Here is a 13,157-nt window from a genome sequence, read left to right on the forward strand (position 1 = left end):
GCCAGCCTCCGCTTCCTTCAGCACACCAATGATCTGCTCTTCTGTAAACCTCTTGCGCTTCATCTCGTCCGTCCTTCCGTAGGCTGGACTCTAATCGCAACTGGAGGAAATTACCCGGGGCAGGTCACTACGACTAAAGACGTAGCAGACTAGTTTTTGTGGACTGCAAAGGAGGCATCGTGCCGAAGTCGACCACCGCCGAGCTGACACTCGATCCTGTCGTGACGCTGGGAAACGTCCAGGAACTACATGCCCGGCTACGCGGCGCGATGACCGCCGGCGATCTCGTGATCGATGCGATTTTGCTAGAAAAATGCGATTTTTCGCTGGTCCAGCTGCTGGTGAGCGCGTGCCGCTCGGCCGCAGCGGCCGGGCAGCGTTTGCAGCTGCGCGCCACGCCGGACGGCGAACTGGCGAGCCGGTGGCGCCAGGCCGGCCTGCCGGTCGAAACATTTCAGTCACTAATATCGACTCGCCAATAGGAGGCGTAATACGCGTATGGGCAAGCTCATTCTCAGCGTCGACGATTCACCGAGCGTGCGCCAGATGGTCAAGCTGACCCTCGCCGGGGCGGGCTATGATGTGGTGCAGGCCAATGACGGGGCGGAGGGCCTCGCCGCAGCCAGAAGCCGGCAGGCCGATCTGGTCATCACCGATCTCAATATGCCGGTGATGAACGGCATGGCGCTGATCCGCGAGCTGCGCAAGCTGCCGGGTTATCAGGGCACGCCGATCCTGTTTCTCACCACGGAATCCGATGGCGAGCTGAAAAAGGAAGCACGTGCCGCCGGCGCCACGGGCTGGGTCACCAAACCGTTCCAGCAGGAGCAGCTGGTGGCGGTGGTCAAGAAGGTGCTGGGGGCATGACCGCCAACGATCCCACCGCCGTGTTCCTGACCGAGGCGCAGGAACTGCTGGAGCAGCTCGAACAGTCGCTGCTCGACCTGCATGGCGCGCTCGACGATTCCGATCTGATCGACGGCGCCTTCCGCGCGTTGCATACCATCAAGGGCTCGGGCTCGATGTTCGGCTTTGATGCCGTGGCGGCCTTCACCCACCATGTCGAGACCGCCTTCGATCTCGTGCGCAAGGGTCATCTGGCGACCACGCCGGCGCTGATCGATGTAGCGCTCGCCGCGCGCGATCATATCCGGCGGCTGATCGAAACGCCGGATGTCGTCGATCCCCAGCGCGGTCCGGCCATTCTGGCCGACCTTGACGCGGTGATTGCCGATGGCGGCGAGACCGATGCGACGTCGACACCGACGACTGCGCCGATCGCTGCACGCCATCGTTATCGCATTTGTATCAAACTGCCGGAGGATGCTCTGACCACCGGCAACAACCCGCTGCTGCTGCTGGACGAGCTGCGCGCGCTGGGCGAGGCCGAGGTCACGGCAATCGTCGACGACGTGCCGACGCTCGACGCGCTGCAACCCGACGTCTGCACGTTCGGCTGGGTTATCGAACTGGAGACCGAGGCGCCGAAGTCGGCGATCGAGGATGTCTTCCTGTTTCTGCTCGACGACATGACGCTGGACATCGAGGAGAGCGCCGTGCCGTCGCCCGTCGCCCCGGTGGCGCCGACGGTGGTTGAACCGGCGATCCCCGCAGCGTCCGTCGCTGCGCCGGCGGCGCCGGTGGCCGCCAACGATGAACGCCACAGCGACAAGGCAACCGCCAGCCTGCGGGTCTCCGCCGAACGTCTGGATGAACTGATGGACCGGGTCGGCGAACTGGTGATTGCCCAGGCCCGCCTGCGTCAGGTGGCAACCCATTCCGACGACCAGCAGGTCAAGTCCATCGCCGAGGAAATCGAGCGGCTGGTCCTTGACCTGCGGGATACCACCATGGGCATTCGCCTGGTGCCGATCGGCTCGCTGTTCGGGCGCTTCCGCCGCCTGGTCCACGATCTGTCGCGCGATCTCGGCAAGGACGTGGTGCTGACCACGTCCGGCGAGGAGACCGAGCTCGACAAGACCGTGATCGACCGGCTGGCCGACCCGCTGGTGCACCTGATCCGCAATGCCATCGATCATGGCCTGGAGTATGCCGCCGACCGCAGCGCCGCCGGCAAAGCCGCCAGCGGTTCGCTCAAGCTCGCCGCGCGTCATGCCGGGGATCGCATCCTCATCACCATCAGCGACGATGGTCGCGGGCTTGATCGGGCGCGCATCCGCCGCCGGGCGGAGGAGAACGGCCTCATCGCGCCGGAGGCCGAACTCACCGACCCGGAACTGCTGCAGCTGATCTTCCAGCCGGGCTTCTCCACCGCCGCCCAGGTGACCAATGTCTCCGGTCGCGGCGTTGGCATGGACGTGGTCAAGAAAACCATCGAAACGCTGCGCGGCGCCATCGACGTGCGCAGCAGGCCGGGCGCCGGCACCGACATCGTGCTCAGCCTGCCGCTGACACTGGCGATCATCGACGGCCTGCTGGTGCGCATCGGCACCGGTCGCTACGTGATACCGCTGTCGGCGGTCGAAGAATGCGTCGAGCTGACGCCGGACGATGATCGCCGGTCGCAGGGGCGCAATTTCCTCAACATCCGGGGTGATTTGGTGCCGTTCCTGCGCCTGCGGGAGCTGTTCAACCTGTCGACGCCGCCCGATCCCTACCAGAAGGTGGTGGTGGTGTCCTCCGGCGACAATCGGGTCGGCCTGGTGGTCGATCAGGTGCTGGGCGACCACCAGACCGTCATCAAGTCGTTGTCGAAGCTGCATGCCAATGTCGCCACCTTCTCCGGTGCGACCATTCTGGGCGACGGCACCTGCGCGCTCATCCTTGAGGTCGATCATCTGGTGCAATTCGGTCAGGCGCTCGAGGAGCGCCTGAAGGCGGCGAGCTGAGGAGGCCGGCCATGACCCTGAGCAATATCGACGGCGCCTTGCAGGTGCTCACCATCGATCTCAACGGCGAGACCTTCGCGCTGGAGGCGGGGCTGGTGCGGGAAATTCTCGACACCGTCCACGTCACCGACGTGCCGGGCGCCGATCCGTTCGTCAGCGGGCTGATCAATGTGCGCGGCCGGGTGGTGCCCTTGGCCGATCCGCGGCTGCGCTTCGGCATGAACGCGGCGGCCGCGACCATCGATTCCCGCTTCGTCGTCATCGAGATCGATCTCGACGGCGATCCGACAACCATCGCCCTGCGCGCCGACAAGGTGCACGAGGTCACCGAGTTGCCGGTGGAGACATTGGAGGCAACGCCGGCCATCGGCATGAAATGGCGGCCGGAATATATCCGCTGCGTCGGCAAGCGCGGTGAGGATTTCGTGATCGTCCTCGACATCGAGCGGGTCCTGACGGGCCAGCTTCTGCCGGACATGGCGCTCCACTGAGATCGGCGCGCACCACCCAACAGCCCCTCATGACCCATGCAGCCCGAACAGGGCACCCCAGATCCAGGAGAAATCCCATGCGTTTCACCATCAAGGCCAAGCTCGGCCTCGCTTTCAGTGCCGTCATCGTGTTGTCCGGCGTGTCGTCCTATTTCGGTGTCAGCCAGCTCGGCCACATCAATGACGGCATGACCGCCATGATCGAAGGCCCGGTGCGACTGGGCCAGACGGCCCAGGAAATGAAGATCGACATGCTGCAGGCCATCCGGTCGGAAAAGAATCTCATTCTGGCCACCGACCGGGAGTCGATGAAAAAGTCCGCGCAGGAAATGGCGGAGACCCGTCAAAAAATCGACAGTGAGGTGGAAGAGTATCGCCGTTCAGCCAGCGAAGAGGGTCGTCGCCGCGCCGCGGCCTTCCAGGCTGAATGGAAAAACTACCTCGCCGTCCAGGACGAGGTGCAGGAAATCGTCTTCGCCGGCCAGCCGGAGCGCGCCAACACCCTGTCGAGCCAGGAGGGCCGCACCTACCGCCGTAACGCCGAGAAACACCTCAACAGCATTGTCGAGCTGAACAACCAGCGTATCCGGCAGGCCCAGGTGGCGGCCGAGGAGGCCTATGGTCAGGCCCGCACGCTGCTCATCACGCTCGCGCTCGGCGCCCTGGCCATCGGCGCCGCCGCGGCGGCCTTCATCGCCATCGGTATCAGCCGTGGCCTGTCGCGAGCCATTCACCTCGCCGACGCCGTCGCCATCGGTGACCTCAACGCCCGGGTCGAGGTGACCTCCGACGACGAGGTGAAGGACCTGGTCGACGCGCTGTCCCGCATGACCGCCAACCTGCGCGAAACCGCGGCGGTTGCCGACGCCATCGCCGGCGGCGACCTGACGGTGCGGCCGCAGCGTCTGTCGGAACAGGATACGCTGGGCATCGCGCTCGAGCGGATGGTGGACAAGCTGGGTGTTGTCGTCGCCGATGCCATCGCCGCCGCCGACACCGTGTCCTCGGGCAGCCAACAGTTGTCGGCTGGTGCCGAACAGCTGTCGCAGGGCGCCACCGAGCAGGCCTCGTCGGCCGAGGAAGCCTCCTCGTCGATGGAAGAGATGGCCTCCAACATCAAGCAGAACGCCGACAACGCCCAGCAGACCGAGAAGATCGCCCGCCAGTCGGCCACGGACGCCCAGGCCAGCGGCGAGGCAGTGGGCCGGGCCATGGAGGCGATGCAGATCATCGCCGAGAAAATCACCATCGTGCAGGAAATCGCCCGTCAGACCGACCTGCTGGCGCTCAACGCCGCCGTCGAGGCCGCCCGCGCCGGCGAGCACGGCAAGGGCTTCGCGGTGGTCGCCTCGGAGGTGCGCAAGCTCGCTGAACGCAGCCAGTCGGCGGCGGCGGAAATCTCCAACATGTCCTCCCAGACCGTAAAGGCCGCCCAGGAAGCAAGCGAGATGCTGACCCGGCTGGTGCCGGACATCAAGCGCACGGCCGAACTGGTGTCGGAGATCAGCGCCGCCTGCCGCGAGCAGGACATCGGCGCGGACCAGATCAACCAGGCGATCCAGCAGCTCGACAAGGTGACCCAGCAGAATGCCGGCGCGGCCGAGGAAATGTCCTCGACGTCGGAGGAGCTGGCGGCGCAGTCGGAGCGTCTGCAGGCCAACATCTCCTACTTCCGCATCGATGCCGTCGATCAACGCGGCCCGGCCCGTCCGGAAACGCGGCGCGCGCAGCCGGCCACGGCCGCTCGCAAGGCGCTGCCGGCCAAGGCCGCGACGTCGGCACGGGCGGTCAAGGCCAACGGTCATGCCCACCATGCCAACGGCTTCGCGCTCAACCTGAGCACCGGCGGCGCGGATGCCCGTGATGCCGACTTCGAGCGGATGCAGTAAGTGAGGATCGGCGAACGCCATGACGCAATCGATGGAACAGTATGTCACGCTTGGCCTGGGCCGGGAGGTCTTCGCCGTACCGGTTCAGGCTGTGCGGGAAATTCTCGACATGCGGCCCATGACCGCCATTCCCGAGGCCCCGGCCTATTTCGGCGGCCTGATCGATGTCCGCAACGAGAGCATACCGGTTATCGATCTCCGCCGGAAACTGGGACTGCCTGAGGTCGCGGTCACCGAAAGCAGCCGCATTCTGGTCACCGCGGTGGCGGGGGCCGGGCGGGAGCTGGTGCTGGGCCTGGTCGCCGATCGGGTGATCGAGGTCATCGCGCTGGAAGCCGCCGCGGTGGAGGCCGCGCCCGACATCGGCGTGCGCTGGCGCTCCGACTACATCCGCGGCATCGGGCGCAACAGTCAGGGTTTTGTCATCATTCTGGACCTTGCCCGCCTGTTCGCCACCGAGCAGCAGATGTTCATCGGCACCGAGGCAGCCTGAGGCGGCACGATGCCCACACCCGCTCACACCAGGGAAGTATCGTCATGCTGCACCCGTCTGTTCCGTCGTCCGGTACGCGCGCAACCGGCGCCCTGGCCGGGGTCGTGATGCGCTCTGTCGACACCATGATCGAGGCCGACGTCGAGGTGGGGCCGCGCCCCGGTCTGGGGCAGCTCAGCCAGCGCGACTTCGACCGGCTGGCGGCGTTCATTCAGGACTACAGCGGCATCAAGATGCCGATGTCGAAAAAGACCATGCTGGAGGGCCGGTTGCGCCGGCGCCTGCGCAGCCATGGCCTGGCGACCTTCGATGCCTATTGTCGCTTCCTGTTCGACGACGGCGGTCTGGAAGACGAGGCGCCGCATCTGATCGATGTGGTCACCACCAACAAGACCGACTTCTTCCGCGAGCCGGAGCATTTCGACTTCCTGATGAGCCATCTGCTGCCGGCGATGCTGGGGGACGGGCGGGGGCGGGCCTCGACGCCGATCAAGATCTGGAGCGCCGCCAGCTCGACCGGGGCGGAGGCCTATACGCTGGCGATGCTGATGGCCGAGGCGCGCCGGCGGGTGCCGGACCTGACGACCTATATTCTCGGCACCGACATTTGCCATGACGTGCTCAGCACCGCCGTCGATGGCATCTACCCCGAAGCGATGCTGGAGCCCATCCCCGAGGAGTTGCGCCGGCTGTACACCCGTCGGGGCCGCGGCCGGGCGCGCGGCCAGTTCCGCATGGCGCCGGAGCTGCGGGCGCAGGTGCATTTCGGCCGCCTCAACCTGATGGACTCGAGCTTCCCGGTCGATCGCGACATGGACCTGATCTTCTGTCGCAACATTCTCATCTACTTCGACAAGCCGACGCAGCAGCGGGTGCTGGAGCGCCTGACGGAGCATTTGCGCCCGGGTGGTCACCTGGTGCTTGGCCATTCCGAAAGCTTCAGCGGCCGGTCGCTGCCTCTCAAGCAGGTCGTTGCCACGGTTTTCCGCAAGGTCTGATCTGATGCAGAAAACCCGCGTCCTGATTGTCGACGACTCCGCCGCCGTCCGGCAGGCGTTGACGGCGATCATGAGCGCCGACCCGCGTCTGGAAGTCATCGGTTCGGCCAGCGATCCGTTTGTCGCCGCCCGCCGCATCCAGACTGAAGTGCCCGATGTCATCACGCTCGACGTCGAGATGCAGCGCATGGACGGCATCACTTTCCTGCGCAAGATCATGAGCCAGCACCCCATTCCGGTGGTGATGTGTTCGTCGCTCACCGAAGAGGGCTCGGCGACCCTGCTGCAGGCGCTGGAAGCCGGCGCGGTCGACGTCATCCTCAAGCCACGGGTGGACGTGGTGCAGCATCTGCAGGATGCCAGCGTCCGCATCTGCGATGCCGTGCGGGCGGCGGGGCATGCCCGGCTCAACCGGCGGCCGCCGCCGCGCTCGGCGGTGCCCGACGACAAGGCGCGCGTTCAGGCCAGGCTGACCGCCGATGCGGTGCTGCCGCCGCCTCCGGCCCATGGCGCCATGGCACGGACCACCGAGAAGGTGATCTGCGTGGGCGCCTCCACCGGCGGCACCGAGGCGCTGCGCCATGTGTTCGAAAGCCTGCCGCCGGATTGCCCGGGGATCGTGGTCGTGCAGCACATGCCGGAGCGCTTCACGGAATCCTTTGCCCGCCGGCTCGACAGCCTGTGCGCCTGCGACGTCAAGGAAGCCGCCGACGGCGACACGGTGCTGCGCGGGCGCGTGCTGATCGCGCCGGGCAATCGCCATGTGCTGCTCCAGCGCAGCGGCGCGCGCTATCATGTCGCCATCAAGGACGGTCCGCTGGTCAGCCGTCATCGGCCGTCGGTCGACGTGCTGTTCCGCTCGGCGGCGCGCACCGCCGGCAGCAACGCCGTCGGCATCATCCTTACCGGCATGGGCGACGACGGCGCCCAGGGCATGCGGGAACTCAAGGCCGCAGGGGCCAGCACCGTCGCCCAGGACGAAGCCACCTCGGTGGTGTTTGGCATGCCGCGCGAGGCTATTGCCACCGGTTGCATCGACCGGGTGCTGTCGCTGGGCCAGATCGCCGCAGAAATCATGAGGCTCGGAAACCGATGAACGCCCTGACCGCTGTGCATGTCCTGACTGCCCGGCCCGCCGTCCGCGCGGGTGCGGGGGTCGCCACGCCCGGTGTCGGCGACAGGATCAACGCCATCGCCAGCGGCCTGGAGGCGCAGTTCGTGGCCGCCGGTCAGCAGCTCGAGCTGGCGATCGACGGGCTGGGTGGCCTGACGCGGGATTTCGAGACACTGAGCGGCGTTCTGGAAAGCAGCGGCATGCGCGAGGCGGCGGCTGATCTGTCGCTGGTGGTGCAGCGGCTGGGTGGCATGAACGACGGCGCCGACGGCGGTGATGATGCCCTGCTGTCGCGCATGATCGCGCTGGTCGGTAACGGCCTCGAGTATATCGGCCGGATCGGCCAGAGCATGCGCATGATCGTGGCGCTGGTGGTCAACGCGCGCATCGCCGCCGCCGCCCTGCAGGGCGGGGACAGCGACTTTGCCAGCTTTGCCAACCAGATCAGCCGGTCGATTGCGGTGTCCCAGCAAAATCTCGACGACCTGACCGGGGCGATGCAGGCGCTGGAGCGGCGACTGCGGGCCGCGCACGGCGTTCATGCCGCCGTCGAGAGCCGCTGGCAGGCGGTGCTGACCGGGATGCCGGCGCGAATGACGGCCGATCTGCGGCAGATCGAGGCCCGCCGCCAGGGGGTGCAGACGGCCGCACTTGAGGTCGGTGGTCTGGTCCGGGATCTGCGTCAGACCGTGGGTGCGGCGGTGATGGCGCTACAGGTCGGCGACAGCAGCCGACAGCGGCTGGAACATGTGGTGGCGGCGCTGGCGATGGCGTCGCCGGTGCTGCAGCCGGGCCTGGCGCCGCTGCAGGCAGCGCAACTTCAGGACACCGCGCACGAGCATGAGCAGCACGTTACGGCCCTCGATGCGGCGCTGGAGGGGCTGGCGCGCGACGCTGCCCGCATCGTCGAGACCGGGGCCCGCAGCCTCGACATCGGCGACGGCGGCGACACCTCCTTCATGGCCGATCTCGAGCGCGATGTCCGCGAGGCCGATACGGTGCTGCGTGATATCGGCCAGGCGCGCGGCGAGGCCGAGACGGTGCTCGATGCCGTAATGACGGCGGTGGGCCATCTCGAGCGCTATGTCTCGGTGGTGCAGTCGTTCGATGCCGACATGCGGATCATGGCGCTCAACGCCGGGCTGAAGGCGGCCCGGCTCGGCGACGAGGGGCGGGCGCTGTCGAGCATCGCCCTGACGCTGCGGCAGTGCTCGCAGGCGACCGCGGCGGAGTCGACGCAGGCGATGGCGGCGATTCGCGATCTGGCGGGCATCGCCGCGCAACGGCGGTCGGCTTCGGCAAGCCAGAAGGCGATGGCTGATCTGCAGGCGGCGATGAACCGCTCGCTGGCCAATCTGCGCGAGGCCTGCCTGGTTGTCGATGGCCTGCTGCGTGGGCTGCGCCACGACAGCGCGGCGATTTCCGCCTTCATCGGCGACGCCCGCTGCCAGCTCGCCGGCCAGGACCTGCACGTCGCCGAGATGCGCGCGGCGGCTCGGGCGCTCGACGACGTGGCCGGTATCGGGGCTGATGCCGACGCCTCGATGATCGAGGCTGATGCCGACGCCTCGGCGATGACGGCGCTGCTGGCGGCGGTGGCGGCACTCTATACCATGGGCCGCGAGCGGGAGGTGCATCGCACCGTTACGGGCTCGGCTGTCGGCACAGGCCTGGCGGTTGGCGGCGACCCTGACGACAGGGCGGAAGTTGCCGCCGCCGGGCCGGTGCAGGACCTCGACGACATGCTGTTCTGAGCCTCGCGCGGCCGCAGCGGCGCGCCATGCGACCCCCACTTGTCGTCGTATCGCCCGTAACGCCGCTTGCGGCGGCCCGGCTGGTTGAGCCATGCTCCGGCGATGAGGCCGCACGGCCGATGCCGCGGTGCTGCGGCACCGGCCATCCAGCGTCAACATCAAGCGGGAGACAGGCATGACCATGCCGGCCAGCGAGCAGCAGTTCTGGAATCAGCGTTACGACCGCGAGGACTTCGTGTTCGGCGAGGCGCCCAACGCCTTTCTGGTACGGGAAGGTCACCGGCTGCGCCCGGCGATGCGCGCGCTGGCGGTGGCGGATGGCGAGGGTCGCAACGGCGTCTGGCTCGCCGAACAGGGGCTCGACGTCCTGTCGGTGGATTTCTCCCCGGTCGCCCAGGACAAGGCCCGGCAGCTGGCGGCCAGGCGGGGCGTCTCGCTGGCCTTCGAGCAGGTGGACCTGCTGGCTTGGGAATGGCCGCGGGAAGCGTTCGACGTGGTGGCGGCGATCTTTGTCCAGTTCGTCGGGCCCGCCGACCGGGCGCGGCTGTTCGCGCGCATGCTGGACGCCTTGACGCCCGGCGGACTGCTGTTGCTGCAGGGCTACACGCCCGAGCAGCTGCAATACGGCACCGGCGGGCCGGCGCAGGTCGAGAATCTGTACACGCCGGAAATGTTGCGCGCGGCATTTGCTGATCAGGAGATCCTGCGGCTCGATGCCCGGACGGTGACCTTGCGTGAAGGGGCCGGCCACAATGGCCTGTCCGCCGTGATTGACTGTGTGGTGCGTAGACGCGCCTGACGGTGCGCTGCCGGCGAAGGCGACCGGGCAGCCGCTCTTTGCCGCTTGTGCTCTTTGCCGCTTGGTGTCGGCCGTCCGACCGGCTATGGCTGGCGCATGGGCCGTGATTTGTTCGAACATATGCTGGCCGGTGCCCGCAGTGATCTTGGCAGGGCATTGGTGCTGACCATCCTGGTGCAACTGGTGGCGACCAGCGTGGCGCTGGCGCTGCCCCCGATTGCGCCGCGGGTGGCGGCGGACTTCGGTGTCGGTGCCCACGCGGTCGGCTATCAGATCAGTCTGCTGTTCTGCGCCGGCGCGGTCGGCTCGGGGCTGGCTGGCACCTTCATCCGTCGCCATGGTGCCATACGCCTAGAACAGGCGGGACTGTTGATGTTCGCCCTTGGTCTGCTGGGGCTGGCGACGGCGAACCTGGTTGTGGGCGTGCTGGCGACGCTGATGATCGGCCTGGCCTATGGCTTCCAGAATCCGGCGTCATCGCAGATTCTCGGCGCGGTCACACCGGCGGTACGGCGCAACGTGGTTTTTTCGGTCAAGCAGGCCGCGGTGCCGCTGGGCGCGGTGCTGGTCAGCCTTGGCCTGCCGCTGCTCGACGCCGTGGTGGGCTGGCGCCTCGGGTTCCTGTTGCTCGCGGGTTTGCCGCTGGTGCTGCTGGTGGTGTTGTCGGGGCACCCGATGCCGGGCGAGGAGCGCCGGCGCGACGCTCCCTTTCTGGCCGGCCTGGTGCGGGAACAGCGGCTGGTATGGCGACGACGTGAGCTGCGGGTGCTGGCGCTGATCGGCCTGCTGTTCTCGTCCGTGCAGTTGTCGCTGTCGGCATTCACCGTGCTGATGCTGGTCGCCGATGCCGGCTGGTCGTTGCTCAGCGCCGCCTCGGTGGCGGCGGCGGTGCAGATGTCCGGCATGGTCGGGCGGATTTTCTGGGGCGTGGTGGCGGACCGCTGGCGGTCTGGTCTGAAGGTGCTGACGGTCATTGGCATTGGTTGCGGTGCCGCCGTGCTGTCGCTGCCCTGGCTGGCGCAGATGCCGCCGCTGGTCCAGGTGGCGCTGCTGTGCGCTCTCGGGCTGTGCCTGAACGGCTGGAACGGCGTCGCCATGGCCGAGGTGCTGCGCCAGTCGCCGCCGGCCGAGGCCGGCAGCGTCCTGGGCGGCACGCTGGTCTATGTGTTCGTCGGCGTCATGGTCGGACCGTCGAGTTTCGCGCTGCTCTTCGGTCTGACCGGCGGCTACGGCCGGACCTTCGCGCTGACCAGCCTGTTGCTGCTGGCCGGCGGCATCGCGGCGCTGATCGCGCAGTGGCGGGCGGGCCGCCGGACCGGCGGTGCATCAGCGAATGATTGACCCCGGCGCCCGTTAGGATAGGCTGAAAAAGTTCGAACTATTGCTGTGGCGTGGGAGGATGATGCGATGACAGATCGGCCGGACGACGCAAGGACGCGGGTGGCGCGGGCACGGGCAGTGGCCGAGGCGCTCAATCCGGCGATCAACGCCCTGCTGTGGCTCAACCCCGAGGCCGAGGCGATGGCCGCCGCCGCCGCTGGTCCGCTCGACGGCGCGCCGGTGCTGGTCAAGGACTGTATCGACTGGGCCGGCCTGCCGACCACCCATGGCTCGGCGGTGTACCGGGACGCGCAACCCGCGGCGGAGGACGCCGAGGTCGTGCGGCGCTTGCGGGCGGCTGGCGCCACCCTGCTCGGCAAGACGCACCTGAGCGAGTTCTGCTTCGGTGCCACCGGCGAGAACGCCACCTTCGGCAACTGTCGCAACCCGTGGGACACCGCGCGCATCACCGGCGGTTCCAGCAGTGGTTCGGCGGCGGCGGTGGCGGCCGGCATCGCGCCGATGGCGATCGGCACCGATACCGGCGGCTCGGTGCGGGTGCCGGCGGCGCTGTGCGGCGTGGTCGGCCTGCGGCCGACGCTGGGCCGGGTCTCCAACCATGGCGTGCTGGACGTCAGCACCATCTGCGATCTGGTGGGACCGTTCGGCGCCACCGTCACCGACGCCGCCCGCCTGTACGCGGTGATTGCCGGCCATGACCGGCGTGATCCGCTGTCGTTCGACGATCCGGCGCCGTTGCTGGTCGGGATGGAGGGCGATGTGCGCGGGCTACGCGTCGGTCTGCCACGGGCTTTTTTCTACGACGGGCTGCAGGACTGTGTCGCCGATGCGCTGGATGAGGCTGCCCGGGTGCTGGAGCGTCTTGGCTGCACGGTGGTCGATGTGTCGCTGGGCGACGTCGAGACGCTGCGCAGTGGCGGCGCCTTCAAGTTCGTGCTCGCCGACGTCGCGGATGCCCGTCGCGACGTCTACCCGCGACATGCCGCGCGCATCGGCGCCGAGGTGGTGCGGCGCATCGAGCTTGGCCACCAGGTCAGTGGGGCCGACTATGCCCACTGCATCCGCCTGCTCCAGCAGTTCCAGCGCGCGCTGCGCGACACGTTCACCGACTCGGTGGACCTGCTGCTGACGCCGACGACGCCGGTGACGGCGCCGCTGTGGTCGGAGTCCGCCGACATGGTGGCGACCACCCGGCTTGTCGCGCGCAACACCTATGACATCGGTGCGGCTGGCGTGCCCTCGCTCAGCGTCCCGTGCGGCTTCGACCGCAACGGCCTGCCGATCGGCATGCAGCTCACCGCGACCTGGCGGGCGGAGGCGCTGTTGTTCCGCGTCGCGCGCGCCTTCGAGGCGGCCACCGAGCATCACCGGCGCCGCGTGCCTCTCACGGCGTGAGACAAAGGTCAAAAGTTCGAACATTTATATTGAT

The 13,157-nt window shown here is 67.8% G+C and carries 12 protein-coding genes; all 12 read left to right on the top strand.

Annotated features, from left to right (window positions below; genetic code table 11):
• The first annotated feature begins 179 nt into the window (after positions 1-179).
• Positions 180-482, top strand: coding sequence for an STAS domain-containing protein (locus ABU113_RS05065; protein WP_454558405.1), 303 nt, complete (start codon positions 180-182; stop codon positions 480-482).
• 16 nt (positions 483-498) lie between these two features.
• Positions 499-867 (top strand): response regulator, encoded by a 369-nt coding sequence (locus ABU113_RS05070; RefSeq protein ID WP_454558406.1) that lies wholly within the window; start codon positions 499-501, stop codon positions 865-867.
• A complete protein-coding gene (locus ABU113_RS05075) occupies positions 864-2,849 on the top strand; it encodes a chemotaxis protein CheA (protein ID WP_454558407.1) in 1,986 nt (661 codons plus the stop codon). The genes ABU113_RS05070 and ABU113_RS05075 overlap by 4 nt, the downstream gene beginning before the upstream one ends.
• A gap of 11 nt (positions 2,850-2,860) precedes the next feature.
• Positions 2,861-3,340, top strand: coding sequence for a chemotaxis protein CheW (locus ABU113_RS05080; RefSeq protein ID WP_454558408.1), 480 nt, complete (start codon positions 2,861-2,863; stop codon positions 3,338-3,340).
• A gap of 77 nt (positions 3,341-3,417) precedes the next feature.
• Positions 3,418-5,229 carry a methyl-accepting chemotaxis protein gene (locus ABU113_RS05085; protein WP_454558409.1) on the top strand — a complete coding sequence of 604 codons (1,812 nt, stop codon included), beginning with the start codon at positions 3,418-3,420 and terminating at the stop codon, positions 5,227-5,229.
• 19 nt (positions 5,230-5,248) lie between these two features.
• Complete coding sequence (locus ABU113_RS05090) at positions 5,249-5,722, top strand: chemotaxis protein CheW (RefSeq protein WP_454558410.1); 474 nt, start codon at positions 5,249-5,251, stop codon at positions 5,720-5,722.
• Between the two features lie 125 nt (positions 5,723-5,847).
• Positions 5,848-6,720: a CheR family methyltransferase gene (locus ABU113_RS05095; RefSeq protein WP_454558411.1), complete on the top strand. Its 873-nt coding sequence runs from the start codon at positions 5,848-5,850 to the stop codon at positions 6,718-6,720.
• Between the two features lie 4 nt (positions 6,721-6,724).
• The gene (locus ABU113_RS05100; RefSeq protein WP_454558412.1) at positions 6,725-7,816 is read left to right on the top strand and encodes a protein-glutamate methylesterase/protein-glutamine glutaminase; all 1,092 of its coding nucleotides are present in this window, start codon (positions 6,725-6,727) and stop codon (positions 7,814-7,816) included.
• Positions 7,813-9,588: a hypothetical protein gene (locus ABU113_RS05105; RefSeq protein WP_454558413.1), complete on the top strand. Its 1,776-nt coding sequence runs from the start codon at positions 7,813-7,815 to the stop codon at positions 9,586-9,588. Before ABU113_RS05100 ends, ABU113_RS05105 begins: the two co-directional genes overlap by 4 nt.
• Before the next feature lie 175 nt (positions 9,589-9,763).
• Positions 9,764-10,387, top strand: coding sequence for an SAM-dependent methyltransferase (locus tag ABU113_RS05110; RefSeq protein WP_454558414.1), 624 nt, complete (start codon positions 9,764-9,766; stop codon positions 10,385-10,387).
• 96 nt (positions 10,388-10,483) lie between these two features.
• The gene (locus ABU113_RS05115; RefSeq protein ID WP_454558415.1) at positions 10,484-11,728 is read left to right on the top strand and encodes an MFS transporter; all 1,245 of its coding nucleotides are present in this window, start codon (positions 10,484-10,486) and stop codon (positions 11,726-11,728) included.
• Positions 11,729-11,794: 66 nt separating this feature from the next.
• Entirely contained in the window at positions 11,795-13,123 is a 1,329-nt protein-coding gene (locus ABU113_RS05120; RefSeq protein ID WP_454558416.1) for an amidase, read from the top strand.
• Positions 13,124-13,157: the final 34 nt, after the last annotated feature.

The sequence above is a fragment of the Parapedomonas caeni genome, assembly GCF_041060555.1.
Taxonomy (GTDB): domain Bacteria; phylum Pseudomonadota; class Alphaproteobacteria; order Sphingomonadales; family Sphingomonadaceae; genus CAUJIW01.